Origin of the sequence: Achromobacter sp. ACM02 (assembly GCF_014851605.1) — a bacterium.
GTDB lineage: Bacteria > Pseudomonadota > Gammaproteobacteria > Burkholderiales > Burkholderiaceae_B > Achromobacter > Achromobacter aegrifaciens.
Map to the genome: position 1 here is coordinate 364,151 of NZ_JACUZY010000002.1, position 24,529 is coordinate 388,679.

The 24,529-nt window shown below is 66.6% G+C and carries 20 protein-coding genes; 14 read left to right on the plus strand and 6 right to left on the minus strand.

Annotated elements, in window-relative coordinates; genetic code table 11:
- Nucleotides 1–2: 2 nt before the first annotated feature.
- From IB258_RS06510 to IB258_RS06550, 9 genes are all read left to right on the plus strand, one after another.
- Nucleotides 3–1,319: a paraquat-inducible protein A gene (locus tag IB258_RS06510; RefSeq protein WP_054452361.1), complete on the plus strand. Its 1,317-nt coding sequence runs from the start codon at nucleotides 3–5 to the stop codon at nucleotides 1,317–1,319.
- A gap of 39 nt (nucleotides 1,320–1,358) precedes the next feature.
- Nucleotides 1,359–3,023 (plus strand): intermembrane transport protein PqiB, encoded by a 1,665-nt coding sequence (locus IB258_RS06515; protein ID WP_054452359.1) that lies wholly within the window; start codon nucleotides 1,359–1,361, stop codon nucleotides 3,021–3,023.
- 8 nt (nucleotides 3,024–3,031) lie between these two features.
- On the plus strand, nucleotides 3,032–3,748 hold the full coding sequence (locus tag IB258_RS06520; protein WP_225590330.1) for a membrane integrity-associated transporter subunit PqiC: 717 nt from the start codon (nucleotides 3,032–3,034) through the stop codon (nucleotides 3,746–3,748).
- 157 nt (nucleotides 3,749–3,905) lie between these two features.
- Nucleotides 3,906–7,727 carry a trifunctional transcriptional regulator/proline dehydrogenase/L-glutamate gamma-semialdehyde dehydrogenase gene (putA, locus tag IB258_RS06525; RefSeq protein ID WP_192352314.1) on the plus strand — a complete coding sequence of 1,274 codons (3,822 nt, stop codon included), beginning with the start codon at nucleotides 3,906–3,908 and terminating at the stop codon, nucleotides 7,725–7,727.
- Between the two features lie 238 nt (nucleotides 7,728–7,965).
- Nucleotides 7,966–9,111 carry a branched-chain amino acid ABC transporter substrate-binding protein gene (locus IB258_RS06530; RefSeq protein WP_013394755.1) on the plus strand — a complete coding sequence of 382 codons (1,146 nt, stop codon included), beginning with the start codon at nucleotides 7,966–7,968 and terminating at the stop codon, nucleotides 9,109–9,111.
- Between the two features lie 236 nt (nucleotides 9,112–9,347).
- Nucleotides 9,348–10,199 carry a branched-chain amino acid ABC transporter permease gene (locus IB258_RS06535; protein WP_370126311.1) on the plus strand — a complete coding sequence of 284 codons (852 nt, stop codon included), beginning with the start codon at nucleotides 9,348–9,350 and terminating at the stop codon, nucleotides 10,197–10,199.
- Complete coding sequence (locus tag IB258_RS06540; RefSeq protein ID WP_054452355.1) at nucleotides 10,196–11,284, plus strand: ABC transporter ATP-binding protein; 1,089 nt, start codon at nucleotides 10,196–10,198, stop codon at nucleotides 11,282–11,284. Before IB258_RS06535 ends, IB258_RS06540 begins: the two co-directional genes overlap by 4 nt.
- The gene (locus IB258_RS06545) at nucleotides 11,281–12,081 is read left to right on the plus strand and encodes an ABC transporter ATP-binding protein (RefSeq protein WP_054452353.1); all 801 of its coding nucleotides are present in this window, start codon (nucleotides 11,281–11,283) and stop codon (nucleotides 12,079–12,081) included. The genes IB258_RS06540 and IB258_RS06545 overlap by 4 nt, the downstream gene beginning before the upstream one ends.
- Nucleotides 12,078–12,809 (plus strand): ABC transporter ATP-binding protein, encoded by a 732-nt coding sequence (locus IB258_RS06550; RefSeq protein ID WP_054452351.1) that lies wholly within the window; start codon nucleotides 12,078–12,080, stop codon nucleotides 12,807–12,809. The genes IB258_RS06545 and IB258_RS06550 overlap by 4 nt, the downstream gene beginning before the upstream one ends.
- 901 nt (nucleotides 12,810–13,710) lie before the next feature.
- On the opposite strand, the gene IB258_RS06555 is transcribed toward IB258_RS06550, so the two are convergent.
- The 3 genes from IB258_RS06555 to IB258_RS06565 are packed head-to-tail and all read right to left on the minus strand — an operon-like array spanning nucleotide 13,711 to nucleotide 16,817.
- Nucleotides 13,711–14,949 carry a CaiB/BaiF CoA-transferase family protein gene (locus IB258_RS06555; RefSeq protein ID WP_175213711.1) on the minus strand — a complete coding sequence of 413 codons (1,239 nt, stop codon included), beginning with the start codon at nucleotides 14,947–14,949 and terminating at the stop codon, nucleotides 13,711–13,713.
- A gap of 20 nt (nucleotides 14,950–14,969) precedes the next feature.
- A complete protein-coding gene (locus tag IB258_RS06560; protein ID WP_125470024.1) occupies nucleotides 14,970–15,770 on the minus strand; it encodes an enoyl-CoA hydratase/isomerase family protein in 801 nt (266 codons plus the stop codon).
- Nucleotides 15,771–15,821: 51 nt separating this feature from the next.
- Entirely contained in the window at nucleotides 15,822–16,817 is a 996-nt protein-coding gene (locus IB258_RS06565) for a tripartite tricarboxylate transporter substrate binding protein (RefSeq protein WP_054455963.1), read from the minus strand.
- Between the two features lie 129 nt (nucleotides 16,818–16,946).
- On the opposite strand from IB258_RS06565, the gene IB258_RS06570 reads away from it, so the two are divergent.
- Nucleotides 16,947–17,645, plus strand: a complete 699-nt coding sequence (locus IB258_RS06570) for a GntR family transcriptional regulator (protein WP_225590304.1) — start codon at nucleotides 16,947–16,949, stop codon at nucleotides 17,643–17,645.
- Nucleotides 17,646–17,702: 57 nt separating this feature from the next.
- Here IB258_RS06570 and IB258_RS06575 read toward each other — a convergent pair whose 3' ends face one another.
- The gene (locus IB258_RS06575) at nucleotides 17,703–18,986 is read right to left on the minus strand and encodes an MFS transporter (RefSeq protein WP_192352315.1); all 1,284 of its coding nucleotides are present in this window, start codon (nucleotides 18,984–18,986) and stop codon (nucleotides 17,703–17,705) included.
- Between the two features lie 102 nt (nucleotides 18,987–19,088).
- Between IB258_RS06575 and IB258_RS06580 the strand changes: the two genes are divergently transcribed.
- Together IB258_RS06580 and IB258_RS06585 are read left to right on the plus strand one after the other, a co-directional pair.
- Entirely contained in the window at nucleotides 19,089–19,697 is a 609-nt protein-coding gene (locus tag IB258_RS06580; RefSeq protein WP_054455971.1) for a TetR/AcrR family transcriptional regulator, read from the plus strand.
- 184 nt (nucleotides 19,698–19,881) lie between these two features.
- Nucleotides 19,882–20,103: a hypothetical protein gene (locus tag IB258_RS06585; RefSeq protein WP_054455972.1), complete on the plus strand. Its 222-nt coding sequence runs from the start codon at nucleotides 19,882–19,884 to the stop codon at nucleotides 20,101–20,103.
- A 69-nt stretch (nucleotides 20,104–20,172) separates the two neighbouring features.
- Here IB258_RS06585 and IB258_RS06590 read toward each other — a convergent pair whose 3' ends face one another.
- Nucleotides 20,173–21,462: an Nramp family divalent metal transporter gene (locus IB258_RS06590; protein ID WP_175162986.1), complete on the minus strand. Its 1,290-nt coding sequence runs from the start codon at nucleotides 21,460–21,462 to the stop codon at nucleotides 20,173–20,175.
- A gap of 130 nt (nucleotides 21,463–21,592) precedes the next feature.
- Nucleotides 21,593–22,018, minus strand: coding sequence for an OsmC family protein (locus IB258_RS06595; RefSeq protein ID WP_054455974.1), 426 nt, complete (start codon nucleotides 22,016–22,018; stop codon nucleotides 21,593–21,595).
- Between the two features lie 264 nt (nucleotides 22,019–22,282).
- On the opposite strand from IB258_RS06595, the gene IB258_RS06600 reads away from it, so the two are divergent.
- Together IB258_RS06600 and ehuB are read left to right on the plus strand one after the other, a co-directional pair.
- Nucleotides 22,283–23,437, plus strand: coding sequence for an ABC transporter substrate-binding protein (locus tag IB258_RS06600; RefSeq protein ID WP_119449321.1), 1,155 nt, complete (start codon nucleotides 22,283–22,285; stop codon nucleotides 23,435–23,437).
- Between the two features lie 175 nt (nucleotides 23,438–23,612).
- A complete protein-coding gene (gene ehuB / locus IB258_RS06605) occupies nucleotides 23,613–24,521 on the plus strand; it encodes an ectoine/hydroxyectoine ABC transporter substrate-binding protein EhuB (protein WP_156337399.1) in 909 nt (302 codons plus the stop codon).
- The last annotated feature ends 8 nt before the right edge of the window (nucleotides 24,522–24,529 follow it).

The window sequence follows — 24,529 nt, forward strand, 5'->3', positions numbered from 1 at the left end:
CAATGACCGCGGACCGCCAGCCGCTGATCGAGTGCGAACACTGCGCGAGCATCTATCGCCGGCATCAGCTTGAACCTGGAGAGACCGCCAATTGCGCCCGCTGCGGCGCCACTCTGTGGCGTTACAGCGGGCTTACTTTGTCCAATTGGCTGGCGCTCGCCATTTCCGCCCTGATCGTGTTCGGGGTGGCCAATGCCTATCCCGTCGCTTCCATGTCCGTGCAGGGCATGGTGCAGCAGGCATCCTTGCTGGACGCTATTGCCATCACCTGGCGCCAGGACCATTGGGTCGTCGCCATCATGACCGGCATGGCCGGCTTTGCGCTGCCGATGCTGCAGCTGTCGGTGTTGCTGTGGGTGTTGGGGCCGCTGTCGCGCGGCCGGGAACCCCTGGGCTTTCGTACTGCGATGCGTTTGTTGGGCATTCTGCGGCCCTGGTGCATGGTTCCGGTGTTCCTCCTGGGCGTGCTGGTGGCGGTGGTGAAGCTGGCGGGCATGGCCGCCGTGACTCCGGGTATCGGGTTGGCGGCATTCGGCATCCTGACCATCCTGTTGACGATGCTGGGGCGGCTGTCGCCGCATGTGCTGTGGCGCTACGCCGAGAGCGTGGGCGTGGTGCCGGTGCATATCCCCCAGGCTGCGCCGGACACGGTTCTGACCGGATGCCATGTCTGTGGCCAGGTGCAGGCGTTGCCCCGCGCGGCCGATCCGGAAGAGCACCACCACTGTGTGCGTTGCGACGCCCTGGTGCATTTCCGCAAGCCCGATCATCTGGCGCGCACCTGGGCGCTGTTGCTGGCGGCCGTGGTGTTCTACATCCCCGCCAACGTGCTACCAGTGATGCAGGTCAGGTCGGTGCTGGGGGACAGCGCCCACACCATTCTGGGCGGCGTGGTCGAACTCTGGGAAATGGGTTCCTGGGATATCGCGCTGATCGTCTTCATTGCCAGCGTGGCGGTGCCCTTGACCAAGCTGCTGGCGCTCATGCTGTTGCTGTTGACGGAACAATGGCGCAGCACCACCAACCTGCGTCCGCGCACGCGCCTGTATCAAATGGTCGAGTTCATCGGCCAATGGTCGATGCTGGATGTTTTTGTCGTTATATTGCTGGCGGCGTTGGCGGATTTCCAGGGCTTGATGGAAATCAGCGCCGGCGCGGGTGCGGCGGCGTTCGGGCTGACAGTGATCCTGACCATGTTGTCGGCCATGAGTTTCGACCTGCGCCGCAGTTGGGATCTGGAAGGACAAAGTGAAATAGAATCGCCGCCAGTGGGAGGCGGGCGCCAGCCGGCGTCTCTCGCCGGCAAGGAAATGGGCTAGGAAGCGCCGCGGCTTCCGTCCACGAACAAGGAAGAGTAGATGTCCGAGCAAGCACCCGGATCCGGTGAAGAGAAGTTTGCGTCACCCGCGATCTCGCGCAAGAAGAAGAGCCGGATTTCATGGATCTGGCTGGTGCCCATCGTGGCGGCCCTGATGGGCTTGTCGCTGGTCGTGCGAACCTGGATGCAGGCGGGGCCCGACATCTCCATTTCGTTCAATACCGCAGAAGGGCTGGAAGTCGGCAAGACCCAGCTGCGCTACAAGGACGTCAACATCGGCACCGTGAAGTCGATCGGCTTCAACGAAGACCGCACCAAGGTGGTGGTGCAGGCCGAACTGTCCAAGGATGTTTCCGATCTGGCGCGCGAAGGCACCAACTTCTGGGTGGTGCGCCCGCGTCTGGACGTGAGCGGCGTGTCCGGCCTGGGCACGCTGTTGTCGGGCGCCTATATCGGCGTGGACGCGGCCGAAGGCAAGGACAGTTCCAAGAAGGCCACCAAACTGCATTTCGAAGGGCTGGAAGTGCCGCCCGCGGTCACGCATGACCGCGCCGGCAAGCGCTTCAAGCTCAAGGCGTCCGACCTGGGTTCCCTGGATATCGGTTCTCCCGTGTACTTCCGCCGCATCAACGTGGGCCGCGTGATCGGCTACGCGCTGGATGAAACCGGCAAGGCCGTGAACGTCGAGGTGTTCGTGGACGCGCCCAACGACAAGTTCGTGACCCAGGGCACGCGCTTCTGGAATGCCAGCGGCGTCGACTTCAGCGTCAATGCGGACGGCCTCAAGGTGCGCACGCAATCGCTGGTGTCGATGGCGGTGGGCGGCGTGGCCTTCGAGCCGGTCATCAGCGCGCGCGATGCCGGCAAGCAGGCGCAGGCCGACGCGCAATTTGACCTGTACGCGACCGAGGCCGCAGCCAAGGCCAATCCGGACGGCGAGGCCTTCCCGATCCGCATGCGCTTTGACCAGTCGATCCGCGGCCTGACGGTGGGCGCGCCGATCGACTTCAGCGGCATCACGCTGGGCAACGTCACGCAGATCAACATGGACTTCGATCCGGTCGCCAAGCGTTTCTACTCGATGGTGGATGCAACCCTGTATCCGGAACGCCTGGGCCGCGTGTTCGACGAAGTGCGCGATCGCGCCACCAAGGACGGCGACGTTGCCGGCAACCGCTTGTTGGGCGGCATGATCAAGCACGGCCTGCGCGCGCAGCTGCGCACCGCCAACCTGCTGACCGGCCAGCTGTACGTGGCGCTGGACGACTTCCCGAACGCCAAGCCGGTTGAATTCAAACCCTCGGATCCGGCGCTGATCCCGACGGTGCCAGGCAACCTGGATCAGTTGCAGCAGCAGATCAGCAACATCGTCGCCAAGATCGAGAAGATTCCGTTCGACAAGATCGGCGAGGACCTGCGCACCACCTTGGCCAGCACCTCCAAGCTGATGAACCGCCTGGACAAGCAGGTCGCGCCTGAAGCGCAGAACATGCTCAAGCAGGCCAAGGAGTCCATGGCGCAGGTCAACGCGCTGCTGGCATCCGATGCTTCCTTGCCGGTCAATACGGAAAAGGCGATGCAGGAGCTGGGCCGCGCGGCCCGTTCGCTGCGCGCCCTGGCCGATTTCCTGCAAGCCAATCCCGAGGCCTTGTTGCGCGGCCGCGGCCCAGACCCGATCCCCGGCGCCGGTCCTGTCAGGAACTGAATCCCATGATGAATAGACGCCCGTCCCCCCACGCCCGCCAGGCGGCCCCGAGTTCCGAGCAGCCCCAATCCGCGGGCAGGCTGACGCCCCGTCTGCGCCCGGTCCTGTCCTTGCTGGCCTTGTCGGCGGCGCTGGCCGGCTGCGGGGCGTCCTCGCCCGTGCACTATCACACCTTGCAGTCGCCGGCGGCCCAGGCTCCGGGCGGTGCGGTGGCGCCGGCCAGCTTCCTGATCGAGGTGCAACCGGTCAATATCTCGACGCAGGCGGATCAGCCCCAGCTGATGGTGCGCACCGGCGAAGGCAGTCTGTCCGCGTTGTATTCCGAGCGTTGGAGCTCACCGCTGGGCGACGAGTTGCGGGGCGCGCTGTCGGACGCGCTGAAGCGGGAACTGGGCGCGCTGGATGTGCAACTGGTCAAGCCAGGCCCCGGCGCTGCGGTCTGGCGGGTGCAGACCGACGTACAGCGTTTCGAGCTGGAGCCGGGTCGCATGGCCCAGCTGGATGCGACCTGGCGCGTGCGGCCGGTCAACATGAAGGGTTCCGGCCTGCTGTGCCGCAGCGTGGTGACGGAACCGGTGGCGGAAGAGGGCGTGCCCGCCATGATCGCTGCCCAGCAGCGCGCAGTGGTCAGTCTGGCCGGCGCCATGGCCTCGGCCATACGGGGGCAGACCCCGGCGGGATCGGCCTCGGTGCAGATGCTGGGCTGCGCGGCGCTCAAGGATTGATAGCCCTGGTCCAAAATTCCGCCTGATCTCAAATGGTTAACCTAGGGTTAACCATAGTGCAAACCAAGTTGCAACCTGTCTAGCATACGGTCCTACCCATGCCGGGTCCCGTCGGGGCCCGGTACTACCTTTGCCATGCGACAGGAAGCAATCTCTTATGGCCAGCACGACCCTAGGCGTTAAAGTCGACGACGCGCTCCGCGACCGGCTGAAGGCCGCCGCGCAAAAGCTCAACTGCACGCCGCACTGGCTGCACAAGCAAGCGATCCTTTCCTACCTGGACAAGATCGAGCGCGGCCACCTGCCCGCCGAGATGTCGCACCTGGGCATGGACGCGGGCGGCGAGGACGAGGCGGGCGAAGGCCATTCCGCGCCGACGCCGCCGTTCTACGAGTTCGGTCAGGACGTGCAGCCGCAGTCGGTGTTGCGCGCGGCCATTACCGCCGCCTACCGCCGCCCCGAGCCCGAGTGCGTGCCGCTGCTGCTGGGCCAGGCCCGCATGCCCAATCTGGAAAAGATCCACGCCATGGCCGCCGACCTGGTCCGGAAGCTGCGCGGCAAGCGCAGCGGCGGCGGGGTGGAAGGGCTGATCCAGGAGTTCTCGCTGTCCAGCCAGGAAGGCGTGGCGCTGATGTGCCTGGCCGAAGCGCTGCTGCGCATTCCCGACCGCGCCACGCGCGACGCGCTGATCCGCGACAAGGTGGCCCGCGGCGACTGGAAGTCGCACATGGGCGGCTCGCAATCCCTGTTCGTCAACGCCGCCACCTGGGGACTGATGATCACCGGCAAGCTGGTGGCCGTGAGCAGCGAGCAGTCGCTGTCCAAGGCGCTGACCCGCCTGATCGGCAAGGGCGGCGAACCTTTGGTGCGCAAGGGCGTGAACATGGCCATGCGCATGATGGGCGAACAGTTCGTGTCGGGCCAGACCATTTCCGAAGCCCTGGCCAACAACCGCAAGATGGAAGCACGGGGCTTCCGCTATTCCTACGACATGCTGGGCGAGGCCGCGACCACGGCCGAGGACGCCGACCGCTATTACGCCTCGTACGAGCAGGCCATCCACGCCATCGGCAAGGCCGCGGCCGGCCGCGGCATCTATGAGGGACCGGGCATCTCGATCAAGCTGTCGGCGCTGCATCCGCGTTATTCGCGCGCCCAGCGCGAACGCGTCATGGCCGAGCTGCTGCCGCGCGTGAAGGCGCTGACCGTGCTGGCGCGCAGCTACGACATCGGCCTGAACATCGACGCCGAGGAAGCCGACCGCCTGGAAATTTCGCTGGATTTGTTGGAAGCGCTCTGTTTCGAGCCCGAGCTGGACGGCTGGAACGGCATCGGCTTCGTCATCCAGGCGTACCAGAAGCGGGCTCCCTTCGTGATCGACTACGTGATCGACCTGGCCCGCCGCAGCCGCCATCGCGTGATGGTGCGCCTGGTCAAGGGCGCGTACTGGGACAGCGAGATCAAGCGCGCCCAGGTCGACGGCCTGGAAGGCTATCCGGTCTATACCCGCAAGGTCTACACGGACGTGGCCTACCTGGCCTGCGCCCGCAAGCTGCTGGGCGTGCCGGAAGCGGTGTTCCCTCAGTTTGCCACGCACAATGCCTACACCCTGTCCGCGATCTACCAGCTGGCGGGCCAGAACTATTACCCGGGCCAGTACGAATTCCAATGCCTGCACGGCATGGGCGAGCCGCTGTACGACGAAGTCGTGGGCGCGCTGTCGCAGGGCAAGCTCAACCGTCCGTGCCGCATCTACGCGCCGGTCGGCACGCATGAAACGCTGCTGGCCTACCTGGTGCGCCGCCTGCTGGAAAACGGCGCCAACACCTCGTTCGTGAACCTGATCGGCGACGACAGCATTCCGGTCGAGCAACTGGTGGCCGACCCGGTGGAAGCCGCTGCGCGCATCACGCCGCTGGGCGCGCCGCACGAGAAGATTCCGCTGCCGCGCGAACTTTATGGCGACCCGCAGGAGGGCGCCCGCGCCAACTCGGCGGGCCTGGACCTGAGCAACGAACATCGGCTGGGTTCGCTGTCCGCGGCCCTGCTGGCCAGCGCCGCCATGCCGTGGCGCGCCGGCCCCATGCTGGGCGAGGGCGACGGCGCCTGGGACGCCTCGCGCGCCATGGAAGTCCGCAACCCCGCCAATTTGCGCGACGTGGTGGGCCACGTGGTCGAAGCGCAGGCAGACGAGGCCGAGACCGCGCTGCGCGCCGCCGCCAATGCCGCTCCCATCTGGCAATCCACGCCGGTGGCCGAACGCGCGCAGTGCCTGCGCCGCGCCGCGCAACTGCTGGAAGAGCAGATGCAGACCCTGCTGGGCCTGATCGTGCGCGAAGCCGGCAAGTCGCTGCCCAACGCCATCGCCGAGGTGCGCGAGGCCGTGGACTTCCTGCGCTATTACGCGGACCAGGCCGAAACGGAATTCAGCAACGACACGCATCGTCCGTTGGGCACGGTGCTGTGCATCAGCCCCTGGAACTTCCCGCTGGCCATCTTCACCGGCCAGGTCGCGGCCGCGCTGGCCGCCGGCAACACGGTGGTGGCCAAGCCCGCCGAACAGACGCCGCTGATCGCCGCGCAAGCCGTGGCCATCCTGCGCGCTGCCGGCGTGCCTGCCGGCGCCGTACAGCTGCTGCCGGGCCGCGGCGAAACCGTGGGCGCGCAACTGGTCGCAAGCCCTGGCGTGCGCGGCGTGATGTTCACCGGCTCCACCGACGTGGCGCGCATCATCGCGCGCACGCTGGCGGATCGCCTGGATGACGCCGGCCACACCATTCCGCTGATCGCCGAGACGGGCGGCCAGAACGCCATGGTGGTGGATTCCTCGGCCCTGTCCGAACAGGTCGTGTTCGACGTGCTGACCTCCGCCTTCGACTCGGCGGGCCAGCGCTGTTCGGCGCTGCGCGTGCTGTGCGTGCAGGAAGACAATGCCGACCACGTACTGACCATGCTGCGCGGCGCGATGCGCGAACTGAGCGTGGGCAACCCCGACCGCCTGTCGGTGGACGTGGGCCCGGTGATCGATACGGAAGCGCGCAACGGCATCCAGCGGCACATCGAAACGATGCGCACGGCGGGCCATCGCGTGGACCAGGTGGAACTCAACGGCGAATGCCGCCACGGCACCTTCGTGCCGCCGACCATCATCGAAATCGACAACGTCAGCGAGCTGACGCGCGAAGTGTTCGGACCCGTGCTGCACGTGGTGCGCTATCAGCGCGACGAACTGGACGCCTTGCTGGATGCCATCAACGGCACCGGCTACGGCCTGACTTTCGGCGTGCATACCCGCATCGACGAGACCATCGCGCACGTGACCGGCCAGGTCCATGCGGGCAACGTCTACGTCAACCGCAATATCGTGGGCGCGGTGGTGGGCGTGCAGCCCTTCGGCGGCGAAGGCTTGTCCGGTACCGGCCCCAAGGCCGGCGGTCCGCTCTACATGTATCGCCTGCTGGGCACGCGTCCGGCGGGCCTGCCGCCGGCGCTGGACGCGGCGGCGGCGCTGCCGCAGCGCATTGCGCTGCCGGGGCCGACCGGCGAGACCAATACCTATGTGGTCGAGCCGCGCGGCGCCGTGTATTGCGTGGCCGCCACCGAGGCCGGGGCGCGGGCGCAGTGGTCCGTCGCCAAGCTGACAGGCAACCACGCCTGGTTCGCGGACACGCCCGCGGCGCAGGCGCTGCTGGCCTCGCTGGACGCCGGCCAGCAGGAACAGGCGGGCATCCTGGCCGACGGCGAGGTCGACCAGGCGGACTACCAGGCCGTGCTGTTCGAGGGTGATGGCGACGCGCTGCAGGCGCTGAACCAGCGCATCGCGCAGCGTCCGGGCGCCATCCTGTCGGTCCATGGACTGACCCCCGACGCGATCGCGGCGGGCGCCGGCTACGTGCCGGAGCGCCTGTTGGCGGAGCGCTCCGTCAGCGTCAATACGGCGGCGGCGGGCGGCAACGCCAGCCTCATGACCATAGGTTGAGCCGGGTATAGGACAACCCTTGGGTATCCAAGGGTTATCTCCAATATCGGCAGAGGTTGCACTGGCACGAAAATTCGGTCGCACCTCAAATCCGGAAGTCGCAACCCGGCTTCCGGATTTTGCAGAACATGCACACGCAAGCTTCCGCCATATCGGACTTGCTAGTAGTGAAAAACCAAAAGCCTGGTTAAAAGCTCAGGTATAACAAGGTCTTAAGTCCGACACTCGGAGGATACCCATGAAGTTCCGCACCACTTTGAAGCTTCTCGCCGCCAGCATCGCCGCCGCCGGCATGGCCGCCTCCGCGCAGGCTGCCGACGTCAAGTTCGGTTTTGCCGCGCCGCTCACCGGTCCGCAATCGCACTATGGCGAGGACATGCAGAACGGCCTGAACCTGGCCCTGGAAGAAGCCAACAAGAAGGGCATCAAGGTCGACGGCGAAACCGCCAAGTTCGTGCTGGTGTCGCGCGATGACCAGGCCGATCCGCGCGTCGGCGTGCAGGTTGCCCAGCAGCTGGTCGACCAGGACGTGGTCGGCATCCTGGGCCACTTCAACTCGGGTACGACCATCCCCGCTTCGCGCGTCTACCATGAAGCCGGTCTGCCCCAGATCGCCATGGCGACCTCGCCGGAGTACACCAAGCAAGGCTACGAAACCACCTTCCGCATGATGACCAGCGACACCCAGCAGGGCGCCGCGGTCGGCAAGTTCATGGTGGAAAGCCTGAAGGCCAAGAAGGTCGCCATCATCGACGACCGCACCGCCTACGGCCAGGGCCTGGCCGACGAGGTCGAGAAGGCGGTCAAGGCCGCTGGCGGCCAGGTCGTGCGCCGCGAGTACACCACCGACAAGGCCAACGACTTCACCGCCATCCTGACCAACATCAAGGGTTCGGCGCCCGATGCCATCTTCTACGGCGGCCTGGACGCGCAATCCGGTCCGATGAAGCGCCAACTGGCTACCCTGGGCCTGAAGGCGCCGCTGGTTTCGGGCGAAATGACGCGCAGCGACACCTTCATCAAGCTGGCCGGCGACGCCGCCGACGGCACCTACGCCTCGCTGGCCGGCGTGCCGCTGGACAAGATGGCCGCGGGCAAGGACTTCGAGCAGCGCTACCAGGCCCGCTTCAAGAAGGCCCCCGGCGTCTATGCTCCCTACGCCTATGACGGCGCCTGGAACATGATCGCCGCCATCGAGCAGGCCGGCTCGGCCAAGCCCGAGAAGTACTTGCCGGCCCTGGCCAAGCTGAACCGCAAGGGCGCCACCAGCGAGCACATTTCCTACGACGCCAAGGGCGACCTGAAGGAAATCTCGGTCACCATCTACGAAGTCAAGAACGGCAAGTGGGAGATGGTTGAGACGATGGTCAGCCAAGCCAACTAAGGCGGCTGGACCGGGGCGGGGAGGCGGCTGAGCGCCGCGTCCCGCCCGTATTGCAGCGTGCGCGCCGTCAGGCGCGCGCCACGCGCGGCGCCGTGGCAGGCCCGAGGGCCGTCACCGCAAGGTCCGCGCGATTTTTCCAGGCTTATTCAGCGGCCCCTATGGATATCTTCATTCAACAACTGATTAACGGCGTCACGCTAGGCAGCGTGTACGCCCTGGTCGCCCTGGGCTACACCATGGTGTACGGCATCATCGGGCTGATCAACTTCGCCCATGGCGACGTCGTCATGATCGGCGCGATGGCGGCGACCACCATCGCCATCTCGCTGGTGGGCGGCGATCCTTCCACGTCCGCCTTCGTGGTGCTGGGCGTCGGCCTGCTGGTGTCCGTGCCGCTGTGCATGGCCGTGGGCTGGACCGCCGAGCGCGTGGCCTACCGGCCGTTGCGGCGCGCGCCGCGCCTGGCTGCCCTGATCACCGCGATCGGCGTGTCCATCATCCTGCAGAACGTGGCGATGATGGGCTGGGGCCGCAACTACCTGAACTTCCCGCAGGTGCTGTCGCCGCAGGTATTCGAGATTGCTGGCGCGCGCATGAGCTCGCTGCAGATTGCCATCGTGGTGATCGCGGCGCTGATCATGGGCGGACTGCTGGCCGTGGTGCACAAGACCCGTCTGGGCACGGCGATGCGCGCCACCGCGCAGAACCGCGAAGTCGCGGGGCTGATGGGCGTGAACATCAACACGGTCATTTCGGCGGCGTTCCTGATCGGCTCGGCGCTGGCCGCGGTGGCCGGCATGATGGTCGCCACCTACTACGGCGTGTCGCAATACACCATGGGCTTCATGCTGGGCCTGAAGGCCTTCACGGCCGCGGTGCTGGGCGGCATCGGCAATCTGGTAGGCGCCATGGCGGGCGGCCTGTTGCTGGGCATCATCGAATCGCTGGGCGCCGGGTACATCGGCGACCTGACCGGGGGCTTCCTCGGCAGCCACTATCAGGACGTGTTCGCGTTCTTCGTGCTGGTGCTGGTGCTGATCTTCCGTCCGTCCGGCCTGCTGGGCGAGCGTGTGGGAGACCGGGCATGAACGCAACCCTGAAAAGCAGCGGGTTCTCCACCCGCAACCTGATCGGCATCGCGCTGATCGGCGTGGTGCTGGCGGTGCTGCCCTTCGTGATCGGCATGGCCGGGCAGAGCTGGGTCCGCATCCTGAACTTCGCGCTGCTGTACGTGATGCTGTCGCTGGGCCTGAACATCGTGGTGGGCTTCGCGGGCCTGCTGGACCTGGGCTACATCGCGTTCTACGCGGTGGGCGCCTACACCTGGGCGCTGCTGGCATCGCCGCATTTCGGCCTGCACCTGCCGTTCTGGGCGATCCTGCCGATCGCGCTGGCGGTGGCCTGCCTGTTCGGCGTGCTGCTGGGCGCGCCCACGCTCAAGCTTCGAGGGGACTATCTGGCCATCGTGACGCTGGGCTTCGGCGAGATCATCCGCATCTTCCTGAACAACCTGAACGCGCCGGTCAACATCACCAACGGACCGCAGGGCATCAACCGCATCGACACCTTCAAGGTCGGCGAGTTCGCCTTCGGCCGCACGGAAAGCCTGCTAGGCCTGCGCGTGACGGGACCCGAAAAGTATTACTACCTGCTGCTCGCGGTGACGCTGATCATCATCGTGGTCTGCGTGCGCCTGCAGAATTCGCGCATCGGCCGCGCCTGGGAAGCGATCCGCGAAGACGAGATCGCGGCCAAGGCCATGGGCATCAATACCCGCAACATCAAGCTGCTGGCGTTCGCGATGGGCGCGTCCTTCGGCGGCGTGGCGGGCGCCTTGTTCGCCTCGATGCAGGGCTTCGTCAGCCCCGAGAGCTTTTCGCTGATGGAATCCATCTCGATCCTGTGCATGGTGGTGCTGGGCGGCATGGGCCACATCCCGGGCGTGATCCTGGGCGCGTTGATCCTGGCCGCGCTGCCCGAGTTCCTGCGCGCGGTGGTCGAACCGGTGCAGCACATGCTGTTCGGCGCCGTGGTGCTGGACCCCGAGGGCATACGCATGCTGCTGTTCGGCCTGGCCATGGTGTGCGTGATGCTGTTCCGTCCGGCCGGCCTGTGGCCGTCGGCGGTGCGCAAGCGTGAACTTGCAACCAAGACCCAGGGAGGCGGAGCATGAGCAAACTGCTGCAAGCCCAGGGACTGGGCAAGCGCTTCGGCGGCCTGCAGGCGCTGTCGGACGTCAGCTTCGACATCGAGCAAGGCGAGATCTACGGCCTGATCGGCCCGAACGGCGCGGGCAAGACCACGCTGTTCAATGTGCTCACCGGCCTGTACATCCCGGAAGAGGGCAGCTGCACGTTCAACGGCGAGTCCATGTCCGGCAAGAAGCCGCATGAAGTCGCCTATGCGGGCCTGGCGCGCACCTTCCAGAACATCCGCCTGTTCGCCAACCTGAGCGCGATCGAGAACGTGATGATCGGCCGCCACATGCGCACCAAGTCGGGCGTATTGGGCGCCGTGTTGCGCACGCGCGGCACGCGGGCCGAAGAGGCCGCCACCGAAGCGCGGGCGCAGGAACTGCTGGACTACGTAGGCATCGGCCATCGCGCCAACGACGTGGCGCGTTCCTTGCCCTACGGCGACCAGCGGCGCCTGGAGATCGCGCGGGCGCTGGCCACCGATCCCAAGCTGCTGGCGCTGGACGAACCGGCGGCCGGCATGAACGCATCGGAAACCGTGGTGCTGCGCAAATTGGTCGAGAAGATCCGCGCCGACGGCATCACCGTGCTGCTGATCGAGCACGACATGAAGCTCGTCATGGGCCTGTGCGACCGCGTGCTGGTGCTCGAATACGGCAAGGTGCTGGCCATGGGCAAACCCGCCCAGGTGCAGCGCGATCCCAAGGTCATTGAAGCGTATCTGGGCGCAGGCGCCGCGCAGGATCCGCAGATTCATCAGGAGCGCCCGGCATGACGGCAGCATCCCAACCCCTACTGGAATTGCGGGGCCTGCAGGTTTCTTATGGCGGCATCCGCGCGGTGCGCGGCATCGACCTGCGCGTGGACCAGGGCGAACTGGTTTGCCTGATCGGCGCCAATGGCGCCGGCAAGAGCACGACGCTGCGCGCCATCTGCGGACTGGTGCCGCTGGCGGGCGGTGAAGTGGTCTACGGCGGCCAGTCCGTCGGCGGCCAGAAGTCGCATGAGCTGGTGCGCCGCGGTCTGGTGATGGTGCCGGAAGGGCGCGGCATCTTCGGCCAGCTCACGATCGAGGAAAACCTGGCGATGGGGGCCTATATCCGTCGCGATGCGGCCCAGATTCGCCAGGACACCGACCGCGTCTTCACGCTGTTCCCGCGCTTGGCGGAGCGCCGCAAGCAGGCGGCCGGCACGCTGTCCGGAGGCGAGCAGCAGATGGTGGCGATGGGCCGCGCGATGATCGCGCGCCCCAAGCTGCTGTTGCTGGACGAGCCTTCGATGGGCTTGGCGCCGCTGATGGTGGAGAAGGTCTTCGAGGTGGTGCGCACCATCGCCAGCGAAGGCGTCACCATCCTGCTGATCGAGCAGAATGCGCGCCTGGCGCTGGAAAACAGCCATCGCGGCTACGTGATGGAATCGGGCGAGATCATCCTGTCTGGTCCGGCCGGCGACATGTTGCACGATCCCAAGGTGCGGGCGGCCTATCTGGGCGAGTCCGAGTAGGGCGCGGCCGGGATCTTGGGGCGGGCGCGGCAGGGCTTCGAGCTTGCCGACGCCAGGGTTCTTTAGCCGCCGAGGCTGCCCTGCGTCATTCCGATGCTCGCCCCGGCGGGGCTGCGCTTCGGATGACTCCGGGGTCCTCGGCTGGCAGTCGCTTAATGCGCTGGCTTTGGACCCCGTTCATGGGCAGACATCGTGAGCCGGTGGCCGGACGGAGGGATCCGAAGCGCAGCCCCACCGGGGTGAGCATCGGAATCCCGCAGTCCGGACGCCGGCGGCTCAAGAACCCTGCCGCACAAAAGAACCCAGCCTCACAAAGCCGAAGCGGCAGGGCTTCGAGCTTGCGGATGTCAGGGTTCTTTAGCCGCCGAGGCTGCCCTGCGCCATTCCGATGCTCGCCCCAATGGGGCTGCGCTTCGGATGGCTCCGGGCCGCCTCGGCTGGCAGTCGCCTAATGCGTTGGTTTCGGACCCGTTCGTAAGCAGATGCCGTGAGCCGGTGACCGGACGGAGGGATCCGAAGCGCAGCCCCACCGGGGCGAGCATCGGAATCCCGCAGTCCGGACGCCGGCGGCTCAAGAACTCAGCCTCATAAAACCGAAATGGCAGGGCTTCGAGCTTGCGGATGTCAGGGTTCTTTAGCCGCCGAGGCTGCCCTGCGCCATTCCGATGCTCGCCCCAATGGGGCTGCGCTTCGGATGGCTCCGGGCCGCCTCGGCTGGCAGTCGCCTAATGCGTTGGTTTCGGACCCGTTCGTGGGCAGATGCCGTGAGCCGGTGACCGGACGGAGGGATCCGAAGCGCAGCCCCACCGGGGCGAGCATCGGAATTCCGCAGTCCGGACGCCGGCGACTCAAGAACCCCAGCCGTACAAAACCGAACGTCAGCAATTCAGCCAAAAACGTCCTAAGCCGGCGCGCGTTCACGGTCCACGGCCGCGACCACGCCCGCATCGATCAGCGCTTCGATTTCCTTGGCGTCGTAGCCGAACTCTCCCAGAATCGCGATGCTGTCCTCGCCCAGCCGCGGCGCCGCGCGGTGGTATTGCGCGGGCGTGGCCGACAGCTTCACCGGCATGCCTACCGTGCGCACCGTGCCCGCGACCGGGTGCTCCTGTTCCACCACCATGCCGCGCGCCAGCGTCTGCGGATGCGATAGCGCCTGGGCGATGGAGTGCACAGGGCCCGCAGGCACGCCGGCCGTGTCGAATACGTCCAGCCACTCCTCCGCGCTGCGCGTCTTGAGGATGGCGGACATATCCTCTACCAGTTGATCGCGGTTCTGCATGCGGTCGCGATTGCGGGCGTAGCGGGCATCCTCGGCCCATTCCGGCTTGCCCAGCGCCTGGGTGATGCGCTGCCAGTTCTTCTCGTTGGCGCCGCCGATGATGATCCAGTCGGTCGCGGTGGGGAAGGCCTGGTAGGGCGCGCTCAGCACGTGCGCCGAACCCGTGGGGCCGGGGGACACGCCGCTGCCGAAGTAGATGGCGGCGTGCCAGTACAGCTGCTGCAGGCTGGCTTCCAGCAATGACGTTTCCACGATCTGGCCTTCGCCCGTGCGCTGCTTGTGCTGGTAGGCCGCCAGCACGCCGAAAGCCGCCAGCAAGCCGGCGTTGATGTCCGCGACGGAGTTGCCGGTGCGCAGCGGCGGCCCGCCAGGTTCCCCGGTGATCGCCATCAGGCCGGAGAAGCCCTGCGCCACCAGGTCGAAGCCGCCCTTGTCGGCATAGGGGCCGGTGGTGCCGTAGCCCGACACCGCGCAATAGATCAGGCCCGGGTTTTCCTGGCGCAGCCGGTCGTAACCCAGGCCCAGCTTTTCCATCGTGCCCTTGCGGAAGTTCTCGGTCACCACGTCGGCGTCGCGGATCATGCGCAGCAGGACCTTCTTGCCCTCCGGATGCTTCAAGTCCAGCGCGATGGCGCGCTTGTTGCGGTTGAGCATGAGATAAGGCGCCGAGATGCCGTTGATCTGCGGGTCCCGGTACTGGCGCGAATCGTCGCCGCCGTCGATCTTCTCGACCTTGATGACGTCGGCGCCCATGTCGGCCAGCATCATGCCGCAGGTCGGGCCGGCCATGATCTGCGACAGCTCGATCACGCGCATGCCGGAAAGGGCGCCGGCGGGGCGCTGGGTATCGTTATGCATGAGTCCTCCTTGCATGGGGTTCAGCGGGCGTTGAATTGCGGCTTGGCCTTGGCCAGGAAGGCCTGGTAGCCCGTGCGGAAATCCTCGGTGTCGAAGCAGTCGAAGGCTTCGTCGCGGTCGGCGTCGGTCAGGGCTTTGCCCTGCACCAGATTGCGGATGAACTTCTTGTGCCAGCGCGCGACCAGCGGCGCGCCGTCGGCGATGCGGCGGGCGGCGGCCTGGGCTTCGGAGGCGACCTGATCGTCGGGCGCCACGCGCGTGACCACGCCCAGGCGCAGCGCTTCCTGCGCGTCGAAGATGGTGCCTTCCAGCAGCACCTGCAGCGCGGCGGTCGGGCCCACCAGGCGCACCAGCGGCGCCAGTTCCGAGTACGACATCACCAGCCCCAGGTTCTTGATGGGCACGCCGAAGCGCGAACTCTGGCCGCAGATGCGGATGTCGGCCAGGCTGGCGATCTCCAGCCCGCCGCCCACGCAGATGCCGTGTATCTGCGCCACCACCGGATGGCGGCAGTTGCCGATGGCTTCTATGGTCCGGCGCATCACGGCGCCGTACTCGATGGCCTGGCGCTTGTTGCTGCGCGCGGTCTCGAATTCGCTGATGTCATTGCCCGGGGAGAAGGCCTTTTCGCCCGCGCCGCGCAGCAGCACGCAGCGCACGCTGTCGTCGGCGTCCAGCTCCAGGAAGGCGTCGCCCAGCAGCCGCCAGCTGTCTATGGTGAAGGCGTTGAGCTTTTCCGGGCGGTTCAGCACCACGGTCGCGATGTCGCCGTCGCGCTGGCACAGGATGGGGGAGGTGTCGGAAGTGGGGGTAGCGCTCATGGTGTTCCTTTGCGTGGGCGGGGGCGCACCCCCCGCCGGGTTGCTGCCGGCTTACTGCTTGGTGAGGCCCAGGCTGGCGGTGAGCTTGCCGTACTTGCTCCATTCGTCCTGGACGTAGCTGGCGAAGGCCGCGGGGGTGGCCGGACCGCCGCCCAGTTCCATGCCCTGGTCGGCCAGCTTGGCCTTGATCTCGGGATCGGCCAGCGTCTGGCTGAGCGCCTGGTCGAGCTTGTCCAGCACCGGCTTGGGCAGCTTGGCCGGGGCCAGCACCGCATACCACTGCACGATGTCCAGACCCTTGATGCCGGACTCGGCCAGCGTCGGCACGTCGGGCAGGCGCTTGCTGCGTTCGGTGCTGGTCACAGCCAGCGGCCGCAACTTGCCGGCCTGGATCTGGTTGATGGCGCCGGGCAGGGTGTCGAAGTTCATGTCCACGCTGCCGCCCAGCAGGTCGGTCATGGCCTGGCCGCTGCCCTTGTACGGCACGTGCTCCATGCTGACGCCCGCGATCTGAGAGAAGCGCGCGGCGCTCAGGTGTTGCGGGCTGCCCATGCCGGAGGAGGCGTAGGTCAGCTGCTTGGGTTTGGCGCGGGCGTCGTCCACCAGGTTCTGCACGCTGGCGTAGCTGTGCTTGGCCGGATTGACCACCAGCACGTTGGGCACCGACCCGATGTAGCGCACCGGCGTGAAGTCCTTGATCGGGTCGACGCTGGACTGCACCACATAGGGCGCGGCGACGGTGGACTGCATATTGGCCAGCAGCAGCGTGTAGCCGTCCGGATCGGCCTTGGCCACGAAGTCGGCCGCGATCAGGCCGGAAGCGCCGGGCTTGTTCTCGACCACGACCTGCTGGCCCAGCAGCGCCGACAGGCGCGCGGACAGGATGCGCGCCGATACGTCGGTGCCGCCGCCGGGCACGAAACCGACGATCAGGCGTACCGGCCGTTCCGGCCATTTGGATGCGTCCTGCGCCAGGGCGGGACTGGCGGCGGCCAGGCCGGCGGTCAACGCCAGGGCGCCGGCCCAGGCGCGAGCGTGCTTGTGCATGTGGGTCTCCTTTGGTGGTTGTCAGCCTGCCCGCGTGTTGCTTGATCTATGATGGGGTCAGGTTGGTATGCCTTTGGTGTTTGGTATACCAGATACAAAAATAGTCGAAATAGCGAGTGGCAACAACTCATGGCTAACCCTGAAGTTATGGACCAGTCCGTCCCCGATTTGGCCATTCATCACCCCACGCTGCCGGCCGTGGTGGCGGAAAAATTGCGGCAGCTCATCATCGACGGCACCTTCAAGCCGGGCACCTGGCTGAACGAGCGGGACCTGTGCGACCAGTTGAAGATTTCACGCACGCCGCTGCGCGAGGCCTATCGCATGCTGGCTTCCGACGGCCTGGTGACTCTGCAGCCCAAGCGCGGCGCGATGGTGATCGAGTTGTCGGCCGACGATGTCGAGAACATCTTCGATGTGCTGTCGGTGCTGGAGGGGCTGGCGGTGCGCAGCGCCGCCGAGCGCGCCACGGACGCGGAACTGGCGCATATCGCACAATTGCACGCGCAGATGCAGCAAGGGTATGAACAGCGCGACATCCGCGCGTATTTCGCGGCCAGCATGGGCACGCATATCGCCATCAACCGGGCGGCCCACAACCCGGCGCTGACGCATTCGTATGACCGCTTGAACCTGCAGGTGCAGGCGTTGCGCTACAAGTCGAACTTCGATATCGACGAATGGACGGCGGCGGTGGCCGACCACGAGGCCTTCGTGCAGGCGCTGATGCAGCGCGACGGCGAGCTTGCGGAGTCGCTCATCCGCAGGCATGTGGGCAGCAAGAAGACCTACAACCTGCGCGGGCGCGGGGCCCAAGGCTTGAAGTGACCTGTCATCGCGCGGACGGCGCGGGCCCAGGGCTCGGCCGTCCGCCCGCTGGCGCGCTCAGGCCGGCTGCGCCACCACGCGCTTCCTGCCTATCATCAGCGCAATGACGGCGGCGATCAGGCCCGTCATGCCAGAGATGACGAAGGCCATCAGATAGCTGCCCTGGGCTTCGCGCACGGCGCCCGCCATCCAGGCGGCGCTGGCGGCGCCCAGTTGGTGGCCGGCGACGATCCAGCCGAACACGATGGACGCGTCGCGCTCGCCGAAGGCTTCGGTCGTCAGGCGCAGCGTGGGCGGCACCGTGGCGATCCAGTCCAGGCCGAAGAAGATGGCGAAGATCGACAGGCTGTAGAACGAGAAGTCGGAATAGGGCAGGTAGATCAGCGACAGTCCGCGCAGGCCGTAGTAGACGAACAGCAGCTTGCGTGGGTCGTAGCGGTCGGTGAGCCAGCCGGACGCCGTGGTGCCGATCAGGTCGAAGATGCCCATCAACGCCAGGAGGCCCGCGGCCTGCACCTCGGGCATGCCGTGGTCGCCGCAAAGCGCGATCAGGTGCGTGCCGACCAGGCCGTTGGTGGTGAATCCGCACACGAAGAAGGTCGCGAACAGGAACCAGAAGGTGCGGGTGCGCGAGGCCCGCGCCAGTGCGCCGAAGGTGGCGGCCAGCATGCCGGTGCGCGGCGCGGCGGGCGCGGGCGGCGCATGCGGATCGCTGCCGTAGGGGACCAGCCCGACGCTGGCAGGCCGGTCCGGCACCAGCCACCAGGCCAGCGGTACCAGCGCCGCAGCAGCAGCCGCGACCGTCCACACCACGCGCGTCCAGTCGCCCGACGAGGCCAGCGCGGCCAGCACCGGCAGGAACACCAGCGTGCCGGTGGCGGAACTGGCGGTCAGCAGGCCCATCATCACGCCGCGGTGCTTGGTGAACCAGCGGTTGACGACGGTGGCGCCCAGCACCACGGCGACCGCGCCGGACCCCAGGCCCGAGAACACCCCCCAGGTCAGCAGCAGATGCCAGGACTGGGTCATGAAGGCGCTGGCCGCGCTGGACGCAGCCATCAGCATCAGCGCGCCGATCAGCACGCGCCGCAAGCCAAAGCGCTCCATCGCGGCGGCCGCGAACGGTCCCACCATGCCATACAGGAAGATGCCGACCGCGGCGGCCAGCGAGATGGTGCTGCGGCTCCAGCCAAAGGTTTCTTCCAGAGGCACCAGCAACACGCTGGGCGAGGAACGCAGGCCGGCGGATACCAGCAGGGACAGGAAAATCACCGCGACGACGACAAAAGCGTACTTCTGGCCGGCGCGCCGGAAAGGGACGGGAGGGTGGGCTATACTCATGTTACTGACCGGTACGTATTGGGGTTTGCGAATAGTACGTACCGGTCAGTAACATCGTCAAGCGATTTTTAGTCGATCCGTCATCCGGAAAGGAGCCCATCCATGGCCAGTAAAACCTCGAGCGCCGATCGGCCCGCATCCAAGCCGCCGCTGGCGGCCGAGCGCATCCGCAAGACCGCGCGCGAAATGTTCTACCGGGACGGCATCCGGGCGGTGGGCGTGGACGCCATCGTCAGCGAAGCGGGCGTGACCAAACCCAGCCTGTACCGCAGCTTTTCGTCCAAGGACGAACTGGCGGCGGCCTATCTGCGCGACTATGACGCTGAGTTCTGGGCGCGTTTCGACGCGGCCTGCGCGGCGCATCCGGGCGATCCCCGGGCCCAGATCCTGGCCTACCTGACCGGCCTGGGCGTGCGCGCGGTGCAGAGCGGCTACCGGGGCTGCGGACTGACGAACGCGGCGGTGGAATACCCCGAGGCCGGTCATCCCGCCCGCGCCGTGGCGGTGGAACACAAGGCCGAGCTGCGGCGGCGCCTGGCTGCTATGGCGGCGGAAATGGGGGCGGCCGATCCCGACGCGCTGGGCGATGGCCTGTTGCTGTTGTTCGAAGGGGCCTTCGTCTCCAGCCAGCTATTTGGCGAAGGCGGGCCAGCCGGCCGGGTCGCGCAGATGGCGGACATGCTGATCCAGGCGCATCTCGCACAGCCCTGACGGGCGTCTTCGGAAGGGGCAGCACAAGAAAGGTGCAGGCAGCAGTGCACATGTGCACCATTTTCGGTGTTTGTACCCATTGCGCAACGCACAAAAAAATGGTTAAGAAATTTATTGCGGCGCAGCAAGCACAGGTCTAAGATGGACTCGTGTTGTTCCACATCGCTTTCTCAAGGAGAGAACCATGAGCGATACCGCGCTGAAGAATGCCCGCATGTCGGATGAGCTGGAACGTACCCTGATCCATGACGCGATCATCGCGGAAAGCCTGTCCGGCCACGCTTCCGGCTCGCGCTGGCTGCGCCTGAAAGTGCGCCTGGCCGCCTTCGGCGGCGCCGTGGGCGAGGTGTTGCACGACATGGACGCCGGCCGCCGCCAGCACCCCGTGGTCTCCGCCTACCACTGAGCCCGATAGCGGGTACGAGAAAAACGCCAGCATCGCTGGCGTTTTTTTATTCCAGGCTATCCCTGGGGCTCAGACCAGCATGTCCGCCACCAGATAGCCATCCAGCAGCAGGATGCCGACCGTGGCCGCAACCGCGGCCCAGGCCCAGGCGCCGCGCAACACGTACTTGCCCATCAGGCTCTTGCGGCAAGCCAGCAGCACCAGCGGCCCCAGCGCGAAGGGCAGGGCCAGGCTCAGGATGACCTGGCTCAGCACCAGCAGGCCGTCCGGATCCTGGCCGCCGGTGAAGGCCAGCAGGCCGACCGCCGCGGCGCCCGCCACCAGCCGCGTCGCCAGCGCGCGGCGGCGGTCCGACCAGCCGCTGCCCACCTGGAAGCCCTGGGACAGGATGCGTCCGGCCAGCACGCCAGTGATGGTGGAGCTTTGGCCCGCGGCATACAGCGCCACGGCGAACACGATGGCCGCGCCGATGCCCAGGGTCTGGCCGATCACGGCATGCGCGTCGTCCAGGCTGGACACGATGATGCCCGAGCCCGACAGCGAGGCGGCGGCGACGATCATGATGGCGGCGTTGATCAGCATGGCCAGGCCCAGCGACACGACGGTGTCGTTGCGCGCCACGCGCATGGCCAGGTCGCGGGCGCTGGGCGGCAATTGCTGCGCACGCTGCGCGAGCGATCCGGAATGCAGGTACAGGTTGTGCGGCATCAGGGTCGCGCCAAGTATCCCCAGCGCGATCAGGAAGCCCTGCGGGTCGCGCAGCGCGCGGCCGGTCTGCGTGACGCCGTGCGCCACTTCCGTCCAGGCCGGGTTGGCCTTGAACAGCAGGAACACGAAGGACATGGCGACCACCGACAGCAGCAGGGCAATGAAACGCTCGTGCTTGTCGGCGTTGCCGCGCGTCAGCGCCAGCACGGCAAACGTGCCGACGCCGGTCACCGCAACGCCCGCGATCAGCGGCAGCCCGAAGAGCAGGCGCAGGGCGATTGCGCCGCCGATGAGTTCGGCCAGGGCAGTCGCCAGGATCGCCGCCTCGCCCGCGAGCCAGGCGGCCTTGGCCAGGCGCGGCGACAGGTGGCGGGCCGTCAGCGTGGCCAGGTCCTGCCCCGTTGCCAGCGCCAGGCGCGACACCAGGATCTGGAAGCCCAGCGCCAGCAGCGCCGAGGTGATGACGACCAGCAGCAACCCGTAGCCGAAGCCGCTGCCGCCCGCGATGTCGGTGGCCCAGTTGCCCGGATCGATATAGCCCACGGCCACCAGGATGCCAGGGCCGGCGATGCGGCGCAGGCCCGCCGATACTTGGACGTCCTGCGCCAGCGCGGTCCTGCCGCCGGATATCGCGTAGATGAATTGGCCCATGCTCGCTCCTGAGAATGATTCTCATCATCCTCTTGGGGGACGGCATCGTCAAATTGATTTTGGGCAAGCAGGGGATAGGGCGGCCCAATGGCGCCATCCTTCTCGGACGGGCCATGGGCTGCACCGGGGATCAGGACTTGAGCTTGGCGTCCATGGAGATCTTGGCGTTCAGCACCTTGGACACGGGGCATCCTTTTTCCGCCTTGCGGGCCGCGTCCTCGAAGGCCTGGGCGCTGGCGCCGGGAATGACGGCTTCCACCGTCAGATGGACAGCGGTGATGGCAAAGCCGTCATCCACCTTGTCCAGCGTGACCTCGGCCTTGGTGTCCAGGCTTTGCGCGACCATGCCTGCTTCGGACAGGATGTTGGACAGGGCCATGGTGAAGCAGCCGGCGTGAGCCGCGCCCAGCAATTCCTCGGGATTGGTGCCCGGGGTGTCGCCGAAGCGGGTGTTGAAGCCGTAGGCCTGTTCCTTGAGCGCGCCGCTCTGCGTGGAGATCGTGCCCTTGCCGGTCTTCAGGTCGCCCGACCAGTGGGCGGTTGCGGTTTTCTTCATGCGTGACTCCTGTAGAAGGACCGCGCCCGTCGCGCGCGCGGCCGGTGTGGGAGGGCGCGGGCCGCCCGCTGGGGGCGGGGCGCGCTGCCTGGAATGGCATGAACGATGATAAGGCGGCTGCGGGCGCCAGGCGCGGAAAGCGTCTGCGCGCAACGGCAAGCCTATGTAACCGCAGACCAGCTTTCTTGATGCGCGTCGCAAGGCGGCACGCGGCCATCAGGCAAAATACAGGCATCTGCTCACACCTCGCCGAGAACTGCTGTCATGTCTTACAAGCTCGTCCGCTACGCCTGCGCCATTGCGCTGGCCGTCCCCGCCTTGTCCGCCCAGGCTGAAATCGTCATCGGCGTGGACGTGTCCACCACCGGTCCGGCCGCGGCCATCGGCATCCAGACCAATAACGCGATCCGCTTGTGGCCGGCCACGCTGGGCGGCGAGCCGGCCCGCTACGTGGTGCTGGACGACGGTACCGACGTCAGCCGCGCGGTGAAGAACATGCGCAAGCTGACCTCGGAAGACAAGGTCGACGCCATCGTCGGCCCCAACACCACGGCCGCCGCGCTGGCCGGCCTGGACGTGCTGGCCGAAACCGGCACGCCCATGATTGCGCTGGCCGCCTCCAGCGTCATCGTCGAGCCGCTGTCCGATCCGAAGCGCGCCTGGGCCTTCAAGATGCCGCAGAACGATTCGTTGATGGCCACCGCGCTGGTCGCGGACATGAAGAAGAAGGGTCTGAAGAACGTGGCTTTCATCGGCTTCGCGGATTCCTACGGCGACAGCTGGTGGAAGGAGTTCACCGCCGCTGCCGGGACCGACCTGAAGATCGTGGCGCAGGAGCGCTTCCAGCGCACCGACGCGTCGGTGGTCGGACAAGTGCTGAAGGTCATCGCCGCCAAGCCGGACGCCGTGCTGATCGCCGGCGCCGGCACCCCGTCTGCCTTGCCGCAGAAGACGCTGCTGGAACGCGGCTACACCGGCGCCATCTACCAGACGCACGGCATAGGCACGCTGGAATTCCTGCAGGTCGGCGGCGCGGACGTGGAGGGAACCCTGTTCCCCACCGGCCCTGGCGTGGTGGCGCGCGAGCTGCCCGACGACAACCCGGTCAAGAAGGTGGCGGTGGCCTTTGCCGACAAGTACGAAGCGCGCTACGGCGCCAACACGCTGACCCAGTTCGCGGGCGACGCCTATGGCGCCTGGATGCTGCTGGACTCGGCGGTGGCGCGGGCGCTCAAGACCGGGGCCAAGCCCGGCACGCCGGAATTCCGCGCGGCGCTGCGGGATGCCCTGGAAAACACGCGCGACCTGGTCGTGCCCAATGGCGTGCTAAACATCACCAAGGACAACCACCAGGGTTTCGACGAGCGCGCCCGCGTCATGGGCATCGTCCGGAACGGCCGTTTTTCCTACGCGGAATAAGTGGGGACATATACGTCTACGATTCGTAACTTGTCCTGACGCCCATAGGGCGGCGAAGCAAAAAGCAGGCTGCGGCCTGCTTTTTTTCGGGCATATGATTCGTGTCGAAATCATTTAATAGCGTATTATTTTTAGTGAATCCATATACCTCGAAATAAATACAGGAGAAACTGCCATGAGCCTGATCCGATCCAGACGTATGCTGGCCGCCTTGAGCCTGGGGGTGCTGGCGGCATGTTCCGACTCGGGATCCGACAAGGCTGCTCCGGCAGCTAACGCGCCCGCCGCGGCGTCCACCCTGGAAGCCGCCAAGGCCGCCGGCAAGATACGCATCGGCTACGCCAACGAAGCGCCGTTCGCCTTCATGGACAGCAAGGAAGCCAAGGTCACGGGCGAATCCGTGGAGATCGCCCGGGTGGTGCTCAAACGCATGGGCATCAACGAAGTGGAGGGCGTCCTGACCGAGTTCGGCTCGCTCATTCCGGGCCTGCAGGCCAAGCGCTTCGACATCATCGCCGCGGGCATGTACGTCACGCCCGAACGCTGCCAGCAGGTGGCGTTCTCGGACCCCACTTATGGGGTGGGCCAGTCCTTCCTGGTCAAGCAAGGCAATCCCAAGAATCTGCACAGCTATGAAGACGTGATGAAGAATCCCGACGCCAAGCTCGGCGTGGTGGTCGGCGCGATCGAAGCGGAGTACGCCTCCAAGATCAAGGTGCCGCCCGCCCAGGTGGTGGTGTTCCCGGATGCGGTCAGCGCGCTGTCCGGCGTGCAGGCGGGCCGCGCCGACGCCTATGCGGCCACGGCGCTCACGGTCAACGACCTGATGGGCAAGACCAGCGCGGCCAGCGGCCTGGAGAAGGCCGATCCGTTCAAGGATCCCGTCATCGACGGCAAGGACGTGCGCGGCTACGGCGCCTATGCCTTCCGCAGCGACGACAAGGCCTTTGCCGACGCCTTCAATGCTGAGCTGGCAAAGTTCATCGGCACCGAAGAACACCAGAAACTCGTGGCGCCTTTTGGCTTCACAGCAGAGGAACTGCCCAAGGGGGTCACGGCCGCCAAGCTGTGCGCCGGCCAGTAAGGGGGCGC

Excerpts from the sequence above, each read along its gene's own strand:
- IB258_RS06570 (WP_225590304.1), top strand. The coding sequence starts at position 16,947 with ATGGCTAACCCTGAAGTTATGGACCAGTCCGTCCCCGATTTGGCCATT.
- IB258_RS06535 (WP_370126311.1), top strand. The coding sequence starts at position 9,348 with ATGGTGTACGGCATCATCGGGCTGATCAACTTCGCCCATGGCGACGTC.
- IB258_RS06575 (WP_192352315.1), bottom strand. The coding sequence starts at position 18,986 with ATGAGTATAGCCCACCCTCCCGTCCCTTTCCGGCGCGCCGGCCAGAAG.
- IB258_RS06550 (WP_054452351.1), top strand. The coding sequence starts at position 12,078 with ATGACGGCAGCATCCCAACCCCTACTGGAATTGCGGGGCCTGCAGGTT.
- putA (WP_192352314.1), top strand. The coding sequence starts at position 3,906 with ATGGCCAGCACGACCCTAGGCGTTAAAGTCGACGACGCGCTCCGCGAC.
- IB258_RS06540 (WP_054452355.1), top strand. The coding sequence starts at position 10,196 with ATGAACGCAACCCTGAAAAGCAGCGGGTTCTCCACCCGCAACCTGATC.
- IB258_RS06585 (WP_054455972.1), top strand. The coding sequence starts at position 19,882 with ATGAGCGATACCGCGCTGAAGAATGCCCGCATGTCGGATGAGCTGGAA.
- IB258_RS06545 (WP_054452353.1), top strand. The coding sequence starts at position 11,281 with ATGAGCAAACTGCTGCAAGCCCAGGGACTGGGCAAGCGCTTCGGCGGC.
- IB258_RS06530 (WP_013394755.1), top strand. The coding sequence starts at position 7,966 with ATGAAGTTCCGCACCACTTTGAAGCTTCTCGCCGCCAGCATCGCCGCC.
- IB258_RS06565 (WP_054455963.1), bottom strand. The coding sequence starts at position 16,817 with ATGCACAAGCACGCTCGCGCCTGGGCCGGCGCCCTGGCGTTGACCGCC.
- IB258_RS06560 (WP_125470024.1), bottom strand. The coding sequence starts at position 15,770 with ATGAGCGCTACCCCCACTTCCGACACCTCCCCCATCCTGTGCCAGCGC.
- IB258_RS06520 (WP_225590330.1), top strand. The coding sequence starts at position 3,032 with ATGAATAGACGCCCGTCCCCCCACGCCCGCCAGGCGGCCCCGAGTTCC.
- IB258_RS06555 (WP_175213711.1), bottom strand. The coding sequence starts at position 14,949 with ATGCATAACGATACCCAGCGCCCCGCCGGCGCCCTTTCCGGCATGCGC.
- IB258_RS06580 (WP_054455971.1), top strand. The coding sequence starts at position 19,089 with ATGGCCAGTAAAACCTCGAGCGCCGATCGGCCCGCATCCAAGCCGCCG.
- IB258_RS06595 (WP_054455974.1), bottom strand. The coding sequence starts at position 22,018 with ATGAAGAAAACCGCAACCGCCCACTGGTCGGGCGACCTGAAGACCGGC.
- IB258_RS06510 (WP_054452361.1), top strand. The coding sequence starts at position 3 with ATGACCGCGGACCGCCAGCCGCTGATCGAGTGCGAACACTGCGCGAGC.
- ehuB (WP_156337399.1), top strand. The coding sequence starts at position 23,613 with ATGAGCCTGATCCGATCCAGACGTATGCTGGCCGCCTTGAGCCTGGGG.
- IB258_RS06590 (WP_175162986.1), bottom strand. The coding sequence starts at position 21,462 with ATGGGCCAATTCATCTACGCGATATCCGGCGGCAGGACCGCGCTGGCG.
- IB258_RS06600 (WP_119449321.1), top strand. The coding sequence starts at position 22,283 with ATGTCTTACAAGCTCGTCCGCTACGCCTGCGCCATTGCGCTGGCCGTC.
- IB258_RS06515 (WP_054452359.1), top strand. The coding sequence starts at position 1,359 with ATGTCCGAGCAAGCACCCGGATCCGGTGAAGAGAAGTTTGCGTCACCC.